Annotated in this window: 19 protein-coding genes; 5 read left to right on the plus strand and 14 right to left on the minus strand. The window is 72.9% G+C overall.

What is annotated here, in order from left to right:
* Positions 1-8 precede the first annotated feature (8 nt).
* Positions 9-767: a TIGR00730 family Rossman fold protein gene (locus tag OG448_RS10635; protein WP_405553046.1), complete on the minus strand. Its 759-nt coding sequence runs from the start codon at positions 765-767 to the stop codon at positions 9-11.
* Between the two features lie 106 nt (positions 768-873).
* Complete coding sequence (gene dapE, locus OG448_RS10640; protein ID WP_405553048.1) at positions 874-1,953, minus strand: succinyl-diaminopimelate desuccinylase; 1,080 nt, start codon at positions 1,951-1,953, stop codon at positions 874-876.
* A gap of 96 nt (positions 1,954-2,049) precedes the next feature.
* Here dapE and OG448_RS10645 point away from each other — a divergent pair, with 96 nt between their 5' ends.
* Both OG448_RS10645 and OG448_RS10650 read left to right on the plus strand, forming a co-directional pair.
* Complete coding sequence (locus tag OG448_RS10645) at positions 2,050-3,048, plus strand: heavy metal transporter (protein WP_405553050.1); 999 nt, start codon at positions 2,050-2,052, stop codon at positions 3,046-3,048.
* A gap of 290 nt (positions 3,049-3,338) precedes the next feature.
* Positions 3,339-3,626 (plus strand): ATP-binding protein, encoded by a 288-nt coding sequence (locus tag OG448_RS10650; RefSeq protein ID WP_405553051.1) that lies wholly within the window; start codon positions 3,339-3,341, stop codon positions 3,624-3,626.
* Between the two features lie 53 nt (positions 3,627-3,679).
* Here the strand turns inward: OG448_RS10650 and OG448_RS10655 are convergent, their stop codons facing one another.
* Entirely contained in the window at positions 3,680-4,777 is a 1,098-nt protein-coding gene (locus tag OG448_RS10655) for a bifunctional succinyldiaminopimelate transaminase/glutamate-prephenate aminotransferase (RefSeq protein WP_405553053.1), read from the minus strand.
* A gap of 118 nt (positions 4,778-4,895) precedes the next feature.
* A complete protein-coding gene (fdxA, locus tag OG448_RS10660; RefSeq protein ID WP_018561461.1) occupies positions 4,896-5,216 on the minus strand; it encodes a ferredoxin in 321 nt (106 codons plus the stop codon).
* Positions 5,217-5,356: 140 nt separating this feature from the next.
* On the opposite strand from fdxA, the gene OG448_RS10665 reads away from it, so the two are divergent.
* Positions 5,357-6,376 (plus strand): GNAT family N-acetyltransferase, encoded by a 1,020-nt coding sequence (locus OG448_RS10665; protein ID WP_405553056.1) that lies wholly within the window; start codon positions 5,357-5,359, stop codon positions 6,374-6,376.
* Between the two features lie 9 nt (positions 6,377-6,385).
* On the plus strand, positions 6,386-7,270 hold the full coding sequence (locus OG448_RS10670; protein WP_405553057.1) for a tetratricopeptide repeat protein: 885 nt from the start codon (positions 6,386-6,388) through the stop codon (positions 7,268-7,270).
* A gap of 6 nt (positions 7,271-7,276) precedes the next feature.
* On the opposite strand, the gene OG448_RS10675 is transcribed toward OG448_RS10670, so the two are convergent.
* From OG448_RS10675 to OG448_RS10715, 9 genes are all read right to left on the minus strand, one after another.
* Positions 7,277-7,891, minus strand: coding sequence for a response regulator transcription factor (locus tag OG448_RS10675; protein WP_350898805.1), 615 nt, complete (start codon positions 7,889-7,891; stop codon positions 7,277-7,279).
* Positions 7,888-9,072, minus strand: a complete 1,185-nt coding sequence (locus OG448_RS10680; protein WP_405558755.1) for a sensor histidine kinase — start codon at positions 9,070-9,072, stop codon at positions 7,888-7,890. Before OG448_RS10680 ends, OG448_RS10675 begins: the two co-directional genes overlap by 4 nt.
* Before the next feature lie 5 nt (positions 9,073-9,077).
* Positions 9,078-9,836, minus strand: coding sequence for an ABC transporter permease (locus tag OG448_RS10685; protein ID WP_364928690.1), 759 nt, complete (start codon positions 9,834-9,836; stop codon positions 9,078-9,080).
* A complete protein-coding gene (locus OG448_RS10690) occupies positions 9,833-10,768 on the minus strand; it encodes an ABC transporter ATP-binding protein (protein ID WP_405553060.1) in 936 nt (311 codons plus the stop codon). The genes OG448_RS10685 and OG448_RS10690 overlap by 4 nt, the downstream gene beginning before the upstream one ends.
* 129 nt (positions 10,769-10,897) lie before the next feature.
* Entirely contained in the window at positions 10,898-13,093 is a 2,196-nt protein-coding gene (locus tag OG448_RS10695; protein ID WP_405553062.1) for a hypothetical protein, read from the minus strand.
* Positions 13,094-13,245: 152 nt separating this feature from the next.
* Complete coding sequence (locus OG448_RS10700) at positions 13,246-13,650, minus strand: DUF6113 family protein (protein WP_405553064.1); 405 nt, start codon at positions 13,648-13,650, stop codon at positions 13,246-13,248.
* Positions 13,647-14,489 (minus strand): N-acetyl-1-D-myo-inositol-2-amino-2-deoxy-alpha-D-glucopyranoside deacetylase, encoded by an 843-nt coding sequence (gene mshB, locus OG448_RS10705; protein WP_405553066.1) that lies wholly within the window; start codon positions 14,487-14,489, stop codon positions 13,647-13,649. The genes OG448_RS10700 and mshB overlap by 4 nt, the downstream gene beginning before the upstream one ends.
* Positions 14,490-14,521: 32 nt before the next feature.
* Positions 14,522-15,139, minus strand: a complete 618-nt coding sequence (locus OG448_RS10710; protein WP_405553068.1) for a Uma2 family endonuclease — start codon at positions 15,137-15,139, stop codon at positions 14,522-14,524.
* Positions 15,140-15,204: 65 nt separating this feature from the next.
* Positions 15,205-16,089: a helix-turn-helix domain-containing protein gene (locus OG448_RS10715; RefSeq protein ID WP_405553069.1), complete on the minus strand. Its 885-nt coding sequence runs from the start codon at positions 16,087-16,089 to the stop codon at positions 15,205-15,207.
* A gap of 651 nt (positions 16,090-16,740) precedes the next feature.
* Between OG448_RS10715 and rho the strand changes: the two genes are divergently transcribed.
* Positions 16,741-17,880 carry a transcription termination factor Rho gene (gene rho / locus OG448_RS10720; protein ID WP_405553071.1) on the plus strand — a complete coding sequence of 380 codons (1,140 nt, stop codon included), beginning with the start codon at positions 16,741-16,743 and terminating at the stop codon, positions 17,878-17,880.
* Between the two features lie 52 nt (positions 17,881-17,932).
* On the opposite strand, the gene OG448_RS10725 is transcribed toward rho, so the two are convergent.
* Entirely contained in the window at positions 17,933-18,127 is a 195-nt protein-coding gene (locus OG448_RS10725; RefSeq protein WP_018544306.1) for a hypothetical protein, read from the minus strand.
* Between the last annotated feature and the right edge of the window lie 84 nt (positions 18,128-18,211).

Genomic DNA, 18,211 nt, shown 5'->3' on the forward strand with positions numbered 1-18,211 from the left:
GCCGGTCCTTACCGGGCCGCTTCCTTGGACACCAGCGCGACCGCCTCGTCCACGTCGTCCGTGACGTGGAACAGCGTCAGGTCCTTGTCGGCCGCCTTCCCCTCGGCGACCAGCGTGCCCCGCAGCCAGTCCATCAGCCCGCCCCAGTACTCGCTGCCGAACAGCACGATCGGGAAGCGGGTCACCTTCTGGGTCTGCACCAGGGTGAGCGCCTCGAACAGCTCGTCCAGCGTGCCGAGCCCGCCGGGCAGCACCACGAACCCCTGCGCGTACTTCACGAACATCATCTTGCGGACGAAGAAGTACCGGAAGTTGAGCCCGATGTCGACGTACTGGTTGAGCCCCTGCTCGAAGGGCAGCTCGATGCCGAGGCCGACCGAGATGCCGCCCGCCTCCAGTGCACCCTTGTTGGCCGCCTCCATGGCACCGGGACCGCCACCGGTGATCACCGCCCAGCCGGCCTCCACCAGACCGCGCCCGAGCCGCACGCCCGCGTGGTACTCCGGCGAGTCCACGGGGGTGCGGGCCGAGCCGAACACGCTGATCGCGGGCGGGAGTTCGGCGAGGGTGCCGAAGCCCTCGATGAACTCCGACTGGATGCGCAGCACGCGCCAGGGGTCGGTGTGCACCCAGTCGGTGGGGGCACGCTCGTCCAGCAGCCGCTGGTCCGTGGTGCTGGACTGCACCTGGCCCCGCCGCCGGAGCACCGGGCCGAGCCGCCGCTCGTCCGGTGGGCGCTTCTTCCCCTCGGGGTTTCCGGTAGCCATGTGCGCTCCCTCCGCTTGCCGGTATTTCGTCCTCAGCCTAGATCCGCAACCGTTACGGAGGGGGGACGTGAGCATGTCCGGAACGCGGCGCCGTGCGGTGCGGGCGTCACGCGGTGAGCCAGGCGCGCAGCCGCTCCTCACCCGCGAGGACCTTGGCCACCTCGACCCGCTCGTCCCGCTTGTGCGCCAAGTGGGGATTGCCGGGGCCGTAGTTGACCGCCGGGATGCCGAGGGAGGCGAAGCGGGAGACGTCCGTCCAGCCGTACTTGGGCATCGGGGTGCCGCCGACCGCCTCGATGAAGGCCGCGGCGGCCGGGTGGGACAGGCCGGGCAGGGCGGCGCCGCTGTGGTCGTCGATCACGAACTCCTCGACACCGCAGTCCGCGAACACCTCGCGGACGTGCGCGACGGCCTCCTCCTCGGTGCGGTCGGGGGCGTAGCGGAAGTTGACGGTCACCACGCACTCGTCAGGGATGACGTTGCCGGCCACTCCCCCGCCGATGCGGACCGCATTGAGCCCCTCGCGGTACTCCAGCCCGTCGATCACCGGCCACCGGGGCCCGTAGGAGGCGAGGCGGGCGAGGATCGGGGCGGCCGCGTGGATGGCGTTGGAGCCCATCCAGCCGCGCGCGGAGTGGGCCCGCTCGCCCCTGGTCTTCAGCAGCACCCGGAGCGTGCCCTGGCAGCCGCCCTCGACCTCGCCGTCGGAGGGCTCCAGCAGCACCGCGAAGTCGCCCCGTAGCCACTCCGGGCGGGCCTCGGCGAGGTGCTTGAGGCCGTTCAGCTCGGCGGCGACCTCCTCGTTGTCGTAGAAGACGAAGGTCAGGTCGCGGTTGGGCGCGGGCACGGTGGCCGCGATCCGGAGCTGGACCGCGACGCCGGCCTTCATGTCGCAGGTGCCGCAGCCCCACAGCACGCCGTCCTCGTCGAGGCGGGAGGGGACGTTCTCCGCGATCGGGACGGTGTCGATGTGCCCGGCCAGGATGACGCGTTCCGCGCGGCCCAGGTCGGTGCGGGCGAGGACGTTGTTGCCGAAGCGCTCCACCGTGAGGTGGGGCAAAGCGCGCAGCGCGGCCTCGATCGCGTCCGCGAGGGGCTTCTCCGTGCCGCTCTCCGACGGGATGTCCACGAGCCGGGCGGTCAGCTCGGCGGCGTCCAGCGTGAGGTCAAGGGTGGTGTCGGCCATGCTGGTGACCCTAACCCCCGCCCGTCCCGGGGCCCGCCGTGTCACCGGGCGCGGGCCCGCGACGGGGACCCTCGCCGGCTCCAGTACCTTGTACGCGTGTCAGAGCCGTCCCCCTCTCGCCCCAAGCGTCGCGGCCGTGTGTTCCGGATCGGTGCGGCCCTGCTCGTCCTCGCCGGTGTCGGCGCGTACCTCGTCGTCCAGTACGTCACCGGAGGTGGTGCCGCGCGCGGCTGCACCGTGGTCTCGGTGCAGGACAGGACGGTGTCGTACGCCTTCACGCCCGAGCAGGCCGTGAACGCGGCCACCATCGCGGCCGTCGGCACCGGGCGCGGCATGCCCGAGCGTGCCGTGACCATCGCGCTCGCCACCGCGCTCCAGGAGTCGGGGCTGCGCAACATCGGCCACGGGGACCGGGATTCGCTGGGCCTGTTCCAGCAGCGGCCCTCGCAGGGCTGGGGCACCGAGCGGCAGATCATGGACCCGGCGTACTCGGCGGGCATCTTCTACGCGCACCTGGCCCACGTGCCCGACTACGGCGAACTCCCGCTCACCGTCGCCGCGCAGAAGGTGCAGCGCAGCGGCTTCCCGGAGGCGTACGCCAAGCACGAGCCGGACGCCACGCTGCTGGCCGCCGCCCTCACCGGCCGCTCGGCGGCCACCCTGACCTGTGACGGCCGCACCTCCCGCACCGCCGAGGCGGCGAGCCCGGACGCCGTACGGACCGCCCTGGTACGGGACTTCGGGCGTGACGCGCTCCAGGAGACCGGAGCGGTGGTGGGCGGTACGGCCGTCCCCTCGCCCTCCCCCTCGCCCAGCGTGACCGCGACGGCGCACGGGCGGACGGTGACCGTGCCGGTGCCGCAGGGCACGCGGACGGACACCCACGGGCGCACCGAGCGGGAGCGGGGGTGGCAGCTCGCGCAGTGGGCGGTGGCCAACTCCTCGGCGCTGCGCATCACCCGTGTGACGTACGAGGGGCGGGAGTGGACCGCGTCCAACGGCGGCGGGGACTGGCACCCGGTGCGGACCCCGGCGTCGGGGGCGGCCGGGGCGGAGTCTTCACTGACGTCCGTCCGCATCGTCACGGGGTCCTGAGGGGCCGCGGACGCTTGTGCGGGGGCACCCTCGTACGGGTTGCGGGGGTTGTCGGGGGGCGCGTTCGGGGGCAGGTGTCCGGGGACGGTCCTCGGCCCTTGTGCCTCAAGGGGCGGAAGGATTCTGCGGGACCCCCTCGCGACGGCGTTTGCCCGTTTTTATCCACACCTGATAATGCGATGCGTTATCCAGTCTTTACCTTCGGTGTCCGCAACCTTCGGCGGGTTCGAGCGGTAGTCAGGGCGTCCGGGCTCGGACACCACAGTTTCTCTCCTGTCGAATGGAGCATCATGTCCCTCCCCCTGACTCGCCGTATCGCCCGTGCCGCGCTGCTCGTCGCCGCGGGGGCGGCCGCCGGGGTCGGCGCCGCCGGTACCGCCGGTGCGGCCACCAACCAGCCCGCCGTGCCGGACCTCGGTGGTCTGAGCAAGCTGGACGGTGCGACCCACGTGGACAAGACCGTGGGCGGGCTGGCGAACAGCAAGGCCCTGAAGAAGGCCGTGCCGGCGCCTGCGGCGGGCAAGGCGGCGGGGAACGTCCTGGGCGGCCTCCCGCTGAAGGGCCTGCCGCTCGGCTAGTCGTTGCATGACGAAGGGGTCCAGGGAGTTCCCTGGACCCCTTCGTCATGTGCTTACGCCGTCAAGCGGGCGACTGCCTCGTCGATGCGCTCGTCCGTCGCCGTCAGGGCCACGCGGACGAACTTCTCGCCCGCCTCGCCGTAGAAGTCGCCCGGTGCCACCAGGATGCCGAGGTCGGCCAGGTGCGCCACCGTGTCCCAGCAGGACTCGTCCCGCGTGGACCAGAGGTAGAGACTGGCCTCGCTGTGCTCGATGCGGAAGCCGTGGGACAGCAGGGCCGCGCGCAGCTTGTCGCGGCGGGCCGCGTAGCGCTCGCGCTGGAGGCGGACGTGCTCGTCGTCGCCGAGGGCGGCCACCACCGCGGCCTGGGTCGGCGCGGAGGTCATCATGCCGCCGTGCTTGCGGATCTCCAGCAGCGGCATCAGCACCGCCGGGTCGCCCGCGACGAAGGCCGCCCGGTAACCGGCCAGGTTGGACCGCTTGGAGAGGGAGTGGACGGCGAGGATGCCGTCGTAGGAGCCGCCGTTGACGTCCGGGTGCAGGACCGAGACCGGGTCGGCCTCCCAGCCGAGTTCCAGGTAGCACTCGTCGGAGACGATCAGTACGCCGTGCTCGCGGGCCCAGGCGACGATGCCGGTCAGCTCGTCCTTGGAGAGGACCTTGCCGGTGGGGTTGGACGGCGAGTTGAGCCAGAGCAGCTTCAGGTTCGTGGGGTCCAGCTCGCGCGGGTCGTCGTACACCTCGTACTCGGCGCGGGCGAGGCGGGCGCCGACCTCGTAGGTGGGGTAGGCCAGGCGCGGGTAGGCGACCTTGTCGCCGGGGCCGAGGCCGAGCTGGGTCGGCAGCCAGGCGACGAGTTCCTTGGAGCCGACGATCGGCAGGACGTGCCGGTGGGTGACGTCACGGGCGCCGAGGCGGCGCTCCAGCCAGCCGGTGATCGCGTCGCGCAGCGCGGGCGTGCCCCAGACCGTCGGGTAGCCCGGCGAGTCGGCCGCGTCGACCAGCGCCTTCTGGATCAGCTCGGGAACCGGGTCGACCGGCGTGCCCACGGACAGGTCGACGATGCCGCGGGGGTGCGCGGCGGCGGTCTTCTTGTAGGGCTCCAGCTTGTCCCAGGGGAAGGCGGGGAGCCGGTCGGAGACTGCGGACACGGGGCTTGCTCTCTTTCCTCGGTGGGCGAAAACGCCTCGGTCCCGCACGCCCGGGGGTGACCAGGCCGTACGGGACCGAGGCGGCGCGCTCATGCGAGCCGCTGGGCCGGCTGAACGGTCACTCGCCCTGCGGCGGGAGCGCGGCGATGAAGGGGTGGTCGCGCTCGATCAGACCCAGCTTGCTGGCGCCGCCGGGGGAGCCCAGCTCGTCGAAGAACTCGACGTTCGCCTTGTAGTAGTCCTTCCACTCCTCCGGAGTGTCGTCCTCGTAGAAGATCGCCTCGACCGGGCAGACCGGCTCACAGGCACCACAGTCGACGCATTCGTCCGGGTGGATGTACAAGGACCGCTGGCCCTCGTAGATGCAGTCGACCGGGCACTCCTCGATGCACGCCTTGTCCTTCACGTCGACACAAGGCTGCGCGATGACGTAGGTCACGCTGTCGTTCCTCCTCGATAGGGCGCTGGCGGGCCTCCTCAGGCTCCGCCGCCTGGCGCGCGGGAGCGCGGCGTCGTCGATGCCCACACCTAGTATCTCCGTTCCGGAGCGTGATCCGAACAGGAGGGGTGGAGCGACCCGTGGAAATCTCGGTGACAGGACTGCTCAAGGTCCTCATCACCCCAGCAGACGTGGGCAAAAGGGTATCTGTACGGCAGTTGACGGGATCGGGTGCGGCGGGCGAGAAGTTCACCGACACGGTAGGCGTTCTCACATCCTGGGACGACGACGGCGTGCTCATGATCACACGGCGGGACGGCCGGGTGGTCAGGGTCGAGGCGTCGTCGCTGGTCGCGGGCAAGGTCGTGCCGTCCGCCCCGGCGCGTCGCCGGGGTCCGGCGGCGGGGTACGAGGAGCTGGCGCGGGTCGCCGCGCGGGCGTGGCGTCCGGTGGAGAGCGAGTGGCTCGGCGAGTGGGAGCTGCGGGCCGCGGGCGGCTTCACCCGGCGGGCCAACAGCGTGCTGCCGCTCGGTGAGCCGGGCCTTCCGCTCGACGCGGCCCTGACTTCCGTAAGACGCTGGTACGGCGAGCGCGGACTGCCCGCCTACGTCCAGACCGCCACCGGTGCCGAGGGCACGCAGGAGCTGCTGTCGGCGGAGCTGGAGCGGCGCGGCTGGACGCGGGAGGTCACGGCGGAGCTGTGGACCGGGGCGCTGGCGCCGGTCGCGGACCGGGACGGGTGTGCCGGCGTGGTGCTCTCCCGCGAGGCGGACGAGGCGTGGCTCGCGCGGTACGGGCGCGAGGGAGTGAGCGAGGTGGCCCTGCGGGTGCTGAACGGCGGACCGTCGGTGTGGTTCGCCCGCGTGCCCGGCGCGGACGGCGAGCCGCCGGCCGCGATCGGGCGGTGCGTGGTGGACGGCCGGTGGGCCGGTTTCGCCGCGGTCGAGGTCGATCCGGCCCGGCGCCGCCAGGGGCTGGCCACGGACGTGATGGCCGCACTGGCCCGGCGCGCCTTGGACGAGGGCGCCTCGGCGGCGTGGCTCCAGGTCGAGGAGGACAACGAGGGCGCGCGGCGGCTGTACGACGCTCTCGGCCTCGCCCCGCATCACGCCTACCACCACTACCGGGAGCCGGACGCGGCCGGCTCCGGGCGGTCGTAGGAGCCCGTGGTGGACGCCCAGGAACCGGCCCGGCGCCCCGCTTTCCCACCCCCGTACCCGCCTCCGCCGGAGCGGTCGGCGGAGCTGCGGCGGCGGTTCGCGGAGGAGGCGCGGTCGCAGTGGCCCGACCTGTCCGCGCTGTGCCTCATGATCGGCGCGGAGGCGGACGGCACGCTGGACGAGGCCGGGATGGACGCCGCCCAGATCGAGCTGGACGAACTCGCCGGGCGGTTGCCGTACCGGCCGGGCGAGCCGCTGGCGTGGGCGCGGGCGGTGGGCCGGCTGCTGGGCGGGACCAACGGGTTCTGCGGCACGGCCGGGGAGTACGAGCGGCTGGAGTCCTCGCTGCTGCACTCGGTGCTGCGGCGGCGGCGCGGGCTGCCGATCCTGCTGTCGGTGGTGTGGATGGAGGTCGCCCGGCGGGCCGGCGCCCCGGTGTACGGGGTCGCGCTGCCGGGTCACTTCGTGGTCGGCTTCGGCACGGCGGGCGACCGGGTCCTCGCGGACCCCTTCGAGGGTGGGCGGGTCCTCAGCGGCATGGACACCGAGCTGCTGGTGGCCGGGGCGACGGGCGCGCCCCTGGAGCCCTCGATGCTGGTCCCGGCGGCCCCGCTCCAGGTCATCCAGCGCATCCTGAACAACATACGCGCCTGGGCCACCGCCCGCCCCGAGCGCTCCGACGTCGCCCTCTGGGCCGTCGAACTCGCCATGCTCCTCCCCTCCCGCCCGGCCCGCCTCCGCTACGACCGCGCCCGTCTCCTGGTCCAACGCGGCGCCTTCACCGAGGGCGCGGCCGAACTGGAGGCATACGCGGAACTGGTCTCGGTGGTGGACCCCACAGCCGAGGAGAAGGCGAGGGCCCAGGCCCACGCGGCGAGGGCCTTGCTCAACTGACCGGGCTCAGAGCCAGCCCTTCTCCCGGGCGATCCGCACGGCCTCCGCCCTGTTGCGGGCCGCCAGCTTCTGGATGGCGGTGGAGAGGTAGTTGCGGACCGTGCCCTGGGAGAGGTGGAGGGTCTGGGCCAGTTCGGCGTTGGTGGAGCCGTCGGCGGCGGCGCGGAGGATTTCGCGTTCGCGGTCCGTGAGGGGGTTGGCGCCCTCCGCCAGGGCCGCGGCGGCCAGGGTGGGGTCGATGACGCGTTCACCGGTGAGGACCTTGCGGACGGCGGCGGCGAGTTGGGCGGCGGGGGCGTCCTTGACGAGGAAGGCGTCCGCGCCCGCTTCCATGGCGCTGCGGAGGTAGCCGGGGCGGCCGAAGGTGGTGAGGACGACGAGCTTCACGCCGGGGTGCGCCCGGTGGACCTGAGCGGCGGCCTCGATACCGGTGCAGCCGGGCATCTCGATGTCGAGCAGGGCCACGTCCACCCCGTGCTCCCCCACGGCGGCCAGCACCTCGTCACCGCGCGCGACCTGCGCGACGACCTCGATGTCGTCCTCCAGCCCGAGCAGGGCGGCGAGCGCCTCGCGGACCATCGACTGGTCCTCGGCCAGCAGGACCTTGATCGTGCTCGTCATGACCCGGATACTACGTCCGCCACGACGGCCGACGGGACGCGGGCGACCACCCGGAACCCCTTGGCGGACCGCCCCGCCTCCAGCGTGCCACCGGCCCCCTGGAGCCGTTCCGCGAGCCCGGTGAGCCCGTTGCCGGGCCCCCTGCCCGAGCCGCCCGAGCCGTTGTCCTCGACGGACAGCTCCAGCACCGGCCCGTCCAGGGTGTGCCGGTGCAGCAGCTCCACCGCGCACCGCTCGGCCCCGCTGTGCCGGACCACGTTGGTGACGGCCTCCCGCAGCGTCCACGCGAGCGCGGCCTCGGCCTCCTCGGGCAGCCCGGCGAGGTCGGGCTCGGCCGGGATCTCGGCGATGACCCCGGCCGCCGTCAACGCGACCTGTGCGCCCGCCAGTTCGGCGGCGAGCCGGGGCCGTCGGTACCCCGTGACGGCCTCGCGCACATCGACCAGCGCCTGCCGGCTGACCCGCTCGATGTCCGCCACCTGCTGGGCGGCCTCCTCCGGCCGGCCGGGCAGCATCCGCCCCGCCAGCTCGCTCTTGAGCGTGATCAGGGACAGCGAGTGCCCCAGCAGGTCGTGCAGGTCACGGGCGAGCCGCAGCCGTTCCTCGTTGGCGGCGAGCTGCGCCACGGTGGCCCGCGCCTTGCGCAGCTCGACGGTGGTGCGGACGAGCTGCCGTACGCCCGTCATGGCGAAGCCGATCAGCACCACCAGCAGGAGCAGGTTCCGCGCCTCCTCCTCGTCGGTGTGCAGTCCGACCAGGTACATCACGGCCGCCGAGGCCGGGATCGCCCAGTAGGTGGCCTTCGTGGGCAGGGTCGCCCCGCAGGCCACCGAGAGGTAGACGAACAGGCCGAGCCAGGCGCTGCCGAGCGTGTAGGCGAGCAGCGGCGCCAGGATGCCGAGGATCAGCAGGAGCAGGACGACGGCCGGTCCGGAGAAGGTCCGGCCCATGTTGCGGAAGACCAGCCCCAGGTAGACCGCGACGAAGGCGGTGAGCCCGACCGCTCCGGCCCAGGTGGCCGCCGTCCCGTGGCCCCCGCTCACCAGGTCGTGGACGGGTGAGCTGAGGAAGACCAGCCAGACGCCGATCCACAGCAGCTTCACCCACAGCTCGCGCCGGCCCTGCGGCGGACGCCCCACGGGGGTGTCCGCCTCGGTCCCGGCGTACCGGTCCTCCGTCATCGCGTTCACGCCTTCAGCGTGTCCTTCCGGTACAGCCAGGCCGCTCCGCCCGCGAAGAGGACGAAGTACACGGCGAGGACGGCGACGTCCCGCGCCTGCGGGGCCTGGCTCTGCTCGACCGCACGTCCCAGGGCAGCGTACGCGTACGTCGGCAGCCACTCGGCGATGTCCTGGAGCCACCTCGGGAAGCCGGCCGAGGGCATCCACAGGCCGCCGAGGAGGGAGAGCGCGAAGTAGACGATCATCGTGATGGGCCGTACCGCGTCCCCGGAGGCGAGGTAGCCGATGGCGACGCCGAGCGCGGCGAAGACGAGGCTCCCGGCCCAGATGACGCCGGTGAGGGCGAGCCACTGCCAGGCGTCGAGCCGTACGTCCTTCACGACGGCGGCCACGATGAACACCATCACGATGGACGGCAGGCTCACCACGGCCGCGCTGGCGGTCTTGGCGAGGACGTACCCGTGGCCGGGCAGCGGGGTCAGGCGGAGCTGGCGCACCCAGCCGCTCTCCCGCTCCTTGGCGATGCGCTCGCTGTTGCCCATCAGGACGGCGGTCAGGGCGCCGAAGGAGGCCATGGAGACCATCAGGTAGGTGGCGACGGTCAGACCGGTGCCGTCCACCTTCTCGTCGGTGCCCGAACTGCCCGCGAAGATCAGGAAGATGATCGAGGGGTAGAGCACGGAGAAGAACAGGAACTTGCGGTTGCGCAGAGCGCGGGCGAGTTCCAGCCTGATCAGGGCCCGTGAGGCGAGGATGCCGGTCATGCGCGCTTGGCCTCCTCGGCCTCGGTGATGGCGACGAAAGCCTGCTCCAGGCCGAGCCCGGCGACTTCCAGGTTGCGGGGGTAGAGGCCGAGCCCGTACACGGCGTGCACGGTGGCGTCGGCGTCGGAGGACTGGATACGGACGGTCTGCCCGGAGACGTCGAGCGAGGTCAGCGCGGGCAGGGCGGCCAGCGCGGTCTCGTCGATGGTGCCGGTCAGGTCGAAGGAGACCCGGCGGGCGCCCGCGCGGGCCTTGATCTCGGCGGCGGTGCCGTCGGCCAGGAGCCGGCCCCGGTGCAGGACGAGCACGCGGTCCGCGATGGCGTCGGCCTCTTCGAGGTAGTGGGTGGCGAAGAGGACCGTACGGCCCTGGTCGGCCTGTTCGCGCATGGTGGCCCAGAACGCGTGACGGGCGGAGACGTCCATGCCCGTGGTCGGCTCGTCCAGCACGATCAGGTCGCTGTCCCCGGCGGTGGCCAGGGCGAAGCGGACGCGCTGGGCCTGGCCACCGGAGAGCTTGTTGACCTTGCGGTCGGCGATCTGCGCGACGCCCGCGCGGGCCAGCACGTCGGAGGCGGGGCGCGGGCGGGGGTGCAACGAGCAGGCGAGGCCGACCAGTTCGGCGACCGTCACGTCCTCCATCAACCCACCGCTCTGGAGCATCGCCCCGACCCGCCCGGCGACGATGGCCTCGCGCGGGCCGGTCCCGAACACGGTCACCCGGCCCTCGTCCGGCTGCTTCAGCCCGAGCAGCAGATCGAGCGTGGTGGACTTGCCCGCGCCGTTGGGCCCGAGCAGCGCGACGGTCTCCCCGGGCCGCAGCGCGAGCGACAGCCCGTCCACCGCCCGCACACTCCCGTACGCCTTGCTCACCTGCTCGAACCCGGCCACCACCGGCACGTCGGTCGCGGTCGCCACCGCTGTCGTTGTCATGCCCTCCATGCTGGCCGGGAGGGGGGTGGGGGCGGCAGTGCCGTCGGTCCTGAGTGCCGGATGACAGATGTCATACGACAGTGAGGGCACCCGGAGTGTCTCCGGATGCCCTCACTGTGCCGTGCGCGGCTAGTTCGGCTTGGTGTCGATGACGCCGACGCGCTCCGCCGTGGTCCTGCCGACCAGGGCCTTGCGCAGGGCCGCCACCACGTCCTGCGGGAGCACGTCCCGCTTGCCGGTGGCGCTCTCCACCTTCACGCCCTCGAAGGTGGTGCCGTACGCCTCCTTGAGCGCCTCGAGGTTGTAGGTGTCGGTGAGCTTGCCGCCCACCGCCTTGAACCCGAGGATCTTCGGCAGCGAGCGGGGGCCGAAGTTGATGCTGTGCGCCGCGTCGACCCGGACGGTGACGAGGTTCGACATGGCCGGCTCGGCGAACGCCTTCATCTCGCGGTCGACCTCGGCGTTCGGCACCGTCGGCCGCTTGGTGGTGGTGGGGACGGTGACCGGGGTCGCGGTGCCCGTCTCCACCAGGGTGCGGTACGCCTGCTCGACGGCCTTGGTGGAGCCGGCCGCGTCGATGGCCTTGCCGGGCTTGCCGTAGACCGCGACGGCCTTGCCGGACTCGAACTTGATGCCGCCCTCGACGACCGAGCCCGAACCGCCGCCCGCCTGCTGGAGGGCGACCTGGAGCTTCTCCTCGTCCACCGGGGTGACCGGCTGGACGACCCGCTTCTGCCCGAAGAGGGAGCCGATCACGGAGAGCGGATTGTAGTCGCTCTTGGCGGCGTCGCTGACCGTGGCCTGGTAGTCGAACTGGAGGCCCGCCTTGTCCGGGGTGAGGGCTACGTTGCCGCCGCCCACGGAGAGCTGGAGCGGCTTGTTGACCCGGTCCCGGAAGGCGTCGTCGAGCTTCTTGACCGCGTCGTCACGGGTGCCGCCGCCGATGTCCACACCGAGCACGGTGGTGCCCTTGGGCACATCCGTGCGGTTCATCAGCAGCCCGGCGCCGTAGGCACCGCCCACGACGACGACCACACCGGCGACCAGCAGCATCAGCTTGCTGCGGCCCTTCTTCTTCGGCTGCGGCGCGGCCTTCGCCTGCGGGGCGGGCGGCTTGGGAGCCGTGTACGCCGGGCGGTCGGCGGCCGGGGTCGGGCCGAACGGGTCGGCCTCGTCGCCGGGGAAGACCGGGATGCCGCTGGTGACGGTGTGCCCGGAGACGGCGCCGTGCGGCGTGCGGCCGGGGGCGTTGGGGGCGGCGGCGAGCTGCTGCGGGGTGAGGATCGCGGTGTCGTCGCCGAGGGGGTTGCCGGGCTGGGGAGCACCCTGCGGACCGCCCTGGGGGCCCTGCGCGCTCTTGGGCGCGCCGCCGGGCGCGCGGAACGCGGGCGGGCCGTCGAAGGGCTCGCCGGGCTCCATGCCGCGCATGCCGGGGGCGCCGGGCGCGTTGCCCGGGACCGGGCGGGTCGGCAGCGGGCCGTCGCCGGTGACCGGGCCGCCGGTCGGGCCCGCGGGGCCCTTCGGGCCGGGGGCGCCCTGGCCGCCGGGACCGTTGAAGCCACTCGGACCGCCGGGGCCGCCATGGCCGCCCGCGCCGGGGACACCCGGACCAGCGGCTGGGGCGCCGCCGTTGTCGGAGAAGAACGGCAGGTCGTCGCGGGCGGGCTCGCCCGGGCGCGTGCCGCCGCGCGGGCCCGAGGCCAGCGCCTCGGTCACGTCGAACGAGCCGGTGCCGCCGCCGTGGCCCGGCGCGACGGGGCCACCGGTGGCGCCGGACATGCCGGAGCCGTTGGTGCCGCCGGGGCGGGGGGCGTTCGGCGCGGGGGCTCCGGCGGGGCCGGGGCCGAGCGCGGGGGCGCCGGGGCGCGGAGCGCTCGTACCGGCGGCGGAACCGCCCGGCACTCCGGCGCCGTTGGTGCCACCGCCGCCCGAACCACCCTTGGGGGCGCCGGACTTGCGGGGAGCGAACCACTCGCTGGTCTTCTCCTCCGCCTGCGGGGCGGGCTCGGCGGCCGGCTCGGGCGCGGGCGGCGCGGCGGGCTCGGGCCGCGCGTGGGCGCCCGGCTCGTTACCGCCGCTCTCGTTCTCGCCGACGGTCTTGCGCATGACGACCGGCGGAATCGGCCGCGATCCGGGGATGTTGATCCGGATGCGCGTGGTCAGCGTGGTCTCGGTCTTGCGCTCCTCGGGACGCGCGTCCGGACTTCCCGCGCCGGTCCCGTCGCCGGAAGCCATGGGGGTCCCGTACGGCGGGGTGCCGGAGGGGTATGCGGCTCCGCCGCGCCCGTTGGGCCCGGAGGACGGAGTGTCAGTTTCACGACTCAAGGCAGGTTCTCCCGGTTGGCTCCGCCGCCCGTCACGACCTCAGCGGGCATCTCGGCGGCGCGCACCACCATACTGGCCACCTCTGGCGCGAATCCCACGACCGCCGGGGAAATCCGCACCGGACCCGCACGAGGGCCACGCGAAGTGGTACGTCACTTGCCAAGTCGGTCGGAGTCGGCGTCGGGTTGCCGTCCGGGGGCCAAGGTGGCGCAGATCACAGCGAGGGCCATGCCGCCGAGCAGGAAGACGTAGGAGCCGCCGCCCGCGCCGAACAGGAAGTCACCTTCCGGGCGGCTGGCGGTGAGCAGGATGACGGCGACGACCCAGCCGAGCACCGGCGCGACCGCGCCCGAGCGTCCGCGCAGCGCGTAGCCCCCGCCGAGGAACAGCCCGCCCGCGCCCGCGAGGGCGAGCAGCAGGCCGAGCGGGAACCAGGCGGCCTGCACCAGCGCCCCGGCGACGCCGACGACCGCGCCGAGCAGGCACAGCCCGAGCAGCGCGGCCATCCGGCCCAGCGACGGGCGTTGCAGCGGCTGGGCGAGCATGGAGCCGCTCATGAGGCCACCTCCACTCCGGCGAAGAGGTCGGTCTCGCCGGGCTCGGCGCTGCCTTGCGCCAACTCGTAGTACTCGGTGCTGAACAGCGGCTGGGCCAGGTCGTTGGAGAGCGCGAAGTACTCGCCTGCGACGGTGATCTGGGTGGCGTGGGCACGCATCGCGGCGGCCTTGGCGGCGGCGTACGCGGTGCCGTCGACGGTGGTGGTGATGCGTTCGTCCGGGACCACGCCGGGCAGGTCGGCGATGTCGGCGCTCTTGCCGAACGGCAGGCCGGGCAGCTCGTCGGCGAGCCGCGCGAAGGCGTCCTCGACGACCGTGCGGGGCATGCGGTTCCAGTAGACCTTGGCCACCCGGTGCCCGCGGCCGGCGGCCAGCTCGACGGCGCGCATGGTGACGCGGTGGGCCTGGATGTGGTCGGGGTGGCCGTACCCGCCGTTGTCGTCGTACGCGACGACGACCTGCGGCCGAACCTCCACGATCACGTCCGCGAGCGCCCCGGCGGCCTCGTCGAGGTCGGCCTGCCAGAAGGCGGCGGGGTCCTCGTTGTCCGGCAGCCCCATCATCCCGGAGTCCTGGTACCCGAGCAGCCGCACGTCACTGACGCCCAGCTCCCCCAGGGCGGCGTCCAGCTCGCCCTTCCGGTACGCCCCGAGCGCGGCCCCCTCCAGATGTCGCAGCTCCGGCGGGATCACCTCCCCCCGCTCCCCCAGCGTGCAGGTCACCAGAGTCACGTGCGCCCCCTCGGCCACGTACTTGGCCATGGTCGCGCCGTTGTTGATGGACTCGTCGTCAGGATGCGCGTGCACGAGCAGCAGACGCCGAGCGGGCAGTTCGGTCATGGGGTCCAGCGTACGAGGAAGGGGGCGAGGGTTCAGGACGCGCCCTGCGTGGTGCTGTCGTCGGCGTAGCGCGGCAGGCCGTCCGTCGGGATGGTCCACTCCGCGATGGTGACCTCCTCGCCGTAGACGAAGTCCTTGCGGGTGGCGTAGCGCGGCCCGGCGGGGGTGGGGTGGATGTCGGTGAAGACGGCGCCGGAGCCGGTGCGGGGGTCGAAGACGGCGCAGACGGGAATGCCCAGCAGCGGGTAGTCGCGGATCTTGCCGACCCAGTCGTTCTCCGGATTGGAGCGGGAGACGACCTCGACGGCGGCGATGAGCGTCCGGGGGTCGAACGCGCCGTCCCCCTCCATGTCTGCCTCGGCGATCACCATCACGTCGGGGTGCCGCATGACGCCCTCGGCCGCGTCCTCCACGTCGGGTTCGCCCGTGTGGGCCACGAGCTCCTCCGGCATGACCTTCTCCAGGCGCTTCCGCAGGCGCAGCACGGTCAGCTCGTGCTGCCTCCCGGGCGACCTCATGTCGTGGACGATCCCTTCCCTGGTGATCTCGAATTTGCCCGGAAGGGTGTCGTCCATGGACTGAACGAATTCCCGCACGGCCCGGTACTGGTGAGGGGTGCCCTGGCGTGCGTGGTCCGGTGCGGTGGCCATGGCGCTCGCTCCTCCTGTCGGCCCTGAGGTGCCTGCGTCCTCGGGCGGGGCAAGGATCGTCGCCTTCATGCTAGGCGTCCTCCGGGAGAGCAGTCTCGGCAGCGGCCCGGTGTCGGGGCGCGGAAGGCTCGGTCGCAGTTGTCGCAGTTGTGCAGGGGGTGGCGTACCGGGCGTTCGGGGGCGGGTGGCGCGAACGGGGGCGGGGGTGGGAGGAAAGCGGTCAGGCGGTGGGCCAGGAGGGCGGCCGGGCGGTGCAGAGGGGCCTCGGGGAGGTTCGAGAGGAGGGCGTGGCGTACTGCTGCCGGGGTGACGTCCCGCTCCAGCCAGGCGGCGACGCCGGGGGCGAGGTGGTCCGTGTCGGCGGCGGAGAGCAGCAGACGGGTGTCATGGCGGCGCAGGTCCGCGAGGACGTCGGTGGCGGCCTGGAGGAGTGCGGGGGCTGAGCAGGAAGGGGACGGCACGGCGGAGAGGGCCTTGCGGCGGGGTCCCGGCGCACAGTCACCGGGGGCGGGCCGCATCGACCGGTCGCTCCCGCGCTCACGGTCCGCGCTCTCGTGGTCAGGCCGGTGGCGACGCGCGGCCGGGGGCTGGTTGCAGGAGATCGTGCGGGTGACGATGCGCCCGTCGGGGATGCGCAGCCGCTCGCGGCGCAGGTAGCCGTGCTTCTCCAGTTCGCGCAGGGCGGCGGCGATACGGGCGACGCCCTCGGGGAAGCGGGCGGCCAGGCTCTTGATGTCGATACGGGAGCCTCGCGGCAGCGACTGGATGTGCGTCCCGAGGCCGATCGCCAGCAGGGAGAGGTCCGCGTGCTGGGCGAGGTGGTTGCCGATCACCGTGAAGCGGGCGGTGTGGCGGGAGTTGTCGTGGATGAGACCACCCTGGTTCGGGTGGTCGTGGCCCGCAATGCGGGACCGGACGCGCGAGGGCGCGCTAGGGTTCTGGGTACCCATCGGGAAGCTCTCATCTTCCTTGGTGGTCAGGCCCTCGCACTGGGATGCCACTCCCGGCGGGGGCCGACGTATGTCTGCGGTTGTTGCGCTGAGCGTAGAGCCGCCGAGGGTGGCAATTGCCAGCGGAAACAGGGATGTTCACCCGCCCGAGTGAGCGAGGCCCTGCGGGCCGGCCACGGGCGGGAGGGGTGGGGCTTGGTGGGGTGCCTTTCCCCCGGTGTTCCTGGTCTTGATGACCACCCGTCCCACCGGAGCACGCCGCACCGGGTTCCGGTGCGGCGAAGTCCGGGAGACGTAGACGGCCTTCGTCGCCGGCGCCCGCGACTGACATTCGACGACCCCGGCACAGCCTCGCCGGGGCCGGTCCCGGACCGCATCCCCCTTGACGCCACCCCCCGCACCGGTACAGTGCAATGAGCGGCATGCCCGCGCCCCACGTCAGGCGCCGGTGTCGCGTTCCTCTCTCAGCCTTCGTGCCGACGGTCTTCGACCGGGCCGGGCTTCTTCGCATCAGCGCCTCGTGACCAGGGCTTTCATCGCCCCGCCAGAGGTGTCGTTCCCGTCGCCCGGAGGCAGGCGTGTCCGCCCCTCCGTGATCTGCGGCCCCTTCCTCTTCCCTGCCGTTTCCCGTCCCGAAAGGACACCCCGACCATGACCACCACCCTCGAACCCCCCACCCAGGTCCGGGACACCCCGGCCACCCGGACCGTCACCGGCGTCCTCGACATCGACGCGCACGGCAAGGGCCACCTGCGGGCCGCCGCGAGCCTTCTGCCCTCCCCCGCCGACCCCGACGTGTCCCCGGCCCTGATCCGCCGCCACGGCCTGCGCAAGGGCGACCTCGTCGAAGGCGTCGCCGGACCCCAGCGCGCCCTCACCGAAGTCACCGGCACCGACGGCCGCGCCCCCGGAGGGCAGCGCAGACACTTCCGCGACCTGACCCCCCTGCACCCCCACGACCGGCTCCGCCTGGAGCACCCCGCCTCCGGCCTGGCCGGCCGCCTGACCGACCTGCTCGCCCCCGTCGGCAAGGGACAGCGCGGCCTCCTCGTCGCCCCGCCCAAGAGCGGCAAGACCGTCCTGCTCCAGCAGCTCGCCGCGGCCGTCGCGGGCAACCACCCCGAGTGCCGTCTGATGGTGCTGCTGCTGGACGAACGCCCGGAGGAAGTCACCGACATGCGCAGGTCGGTACGCGGGGAGGTCTACGCCTCCACCTTCGACCGCCCCGCCAAGGACCACATCGCGCTCGCGGACCTCGTCGTGGAGCGGGCCAAGCGGCGGGTGGAGGCCGGGGAGGACGTGGTGATCCTGCTGGACTCGCTGACCCGGCTCTGCCGGGCACACAACAACGCCTCGGCGGCGGGCGGCCGTACCCTCAGCGGGGGCGTCGACGCGAGCGCGCTCCTGGGCCCCAAGCGGTTCTTCGGGGCGGCGCGGCAGGCGGAGGAAGGCGGTTCGCTGACCATCCTCGCCACCGCACTCGTGGACACCGGCTCACGCGCCGACGGCTACTTCTTCGAGGAGCTGAAGGGCACCGGCAACATGGAACTCCGGCTGGACCGTGAACTGGCCGGCCGCCGCGTCTTCCCGCCCGTGGACATCGACCGCACCGGCACCCGCCGCGAGGAACTCCTGTTCACCCGCGAGGAGTTGACGATCACCAGGGGCCTGCGCCGCGCCCTGCGCTCACACGGGGACACGTCCCTGGAAACCCTGCTGGAGCGACTGCGGGAGACGCCGGACAACGCCACGTTCCTGCGCCGCGTCCAGCCCACACTGCCGTCGACTTAAGCGCCGGGCACGGCAGGCGGGGCGACAACAACCGTCGTCACCCCGGCCCGCGTCAGAACTTGATGCTGCCGATCATGCTGGCGACGTTCGTGGTCAGCTCGCTGATCGTGGGTGCGATGGTCGAGGAGGCGAGATAGAAGCCGAGGAGCATGCAGATGGCAGCGTGTCCCCCCTTCAGTCCCGACTTCTTGATCAGCAGGAAGACGATGATCGCCAGCAGCACCACCGCCGAAATCGAGAGTGCCACGGCGGCTCACCTCCAATGAATCCCAGGGACACGGGGGGTTCGGACTATGGGGGTTGTGACTCGGTACAGCCCCGGCGAACCGGC

Origin of the sequence: Streptomyces sp. NBC_01171, from assembly GCF_045039805.1 — a bacterium.
Lineage (GTDB): Bacteria > Actinomycetota > Actinomycetes > Streptomycetales > Streptomycetaceae > Streptomyces.

Bases quoted from the DNA above. Each gene is read 5' to 3' on its own strand.
- OG448_RS10635 (WP_405553046.1), bottom strand. From the start codon at position 767: ATGGCTACCGGAAACCCCGAGGGGAAGAAGCGCCCACCGGACGAGCGG.
- dapE (WP_405553048.1), bottom strand. From the start codon at position 1,953: ATGGCCGACACCACCCTTGACCTCACGCTGGACGCCGCCGAGCTGACC.
- OG448_RS10650 (WP_405553051.1), top strand. From the start codon at position 3,339: ATGTCCCTCCCCCTGACTCGCCGTATCGCCCGTGCCGCGCTGCTCGTC.
- OG448_RS10675 (WP_350898805.1), bottom strand. From the start codon at position 7,891: ATGACGAGCACGATCAAGGTCCTGCTGGCCGAGGACCAGTCGATGGTC.
- OG448_RS10680 (WP_405558755.1), bottom strand. From the start codon at position 9,072: ATGACGGAGGACCGGTACGCCGGGACCGAGGCGGACACCCCCGTGGGG.
- OG448_RS10685 (WP_364928690.1), bottom strand. From the start codon at position 9,836: ATGACCGGCATCCTCGCCTCACGGGCCCTGATCAGGCTGGAACTCGCC.
- OG448_RS10690 (WP_405553060.1), bottom strand. From the start codon at position 10,768: ATGACAACGACAGCGGTGGCGACCGCGACCGACGTGCCGGTGGTGGCC.
- OG448_RS10700 (WP_405553064.1), bottom strand. From the start codon at position 13,650: ATGAGCGGCTCCATGCTCGCCCAGCCGCTGCAACGCCCGTCGCTGGGC.
- mshB (WP_405553066.1), bottom strand. From the start codon at position 14,489: ATGACCGAACTGCCCGCTCGGCGTCTGCTGCTCGTGCACGCGCATCCT.
- OG448_RS10710 (WP_405553068.1), bottom strand. From the start codon at position 15,139: ATGGCCACCGCACCGGACCACGCACGCCAGGGCACCCCTCACCAGTAC.
- OG448_RS10715 (WP_405553069.1), bottom strand. From the start codon at position 16,089: ATGGGTACCCAGAACCCTAGCGCGCCCTCGCGCGTCCGGTCCCGCATT.
- rho (WP_405553071.1), top strand. From the start codon at position 16,741: ATGACCACCACCCTCGAACCCCCCACCCAGGTCCGGGACACCCCGGCC.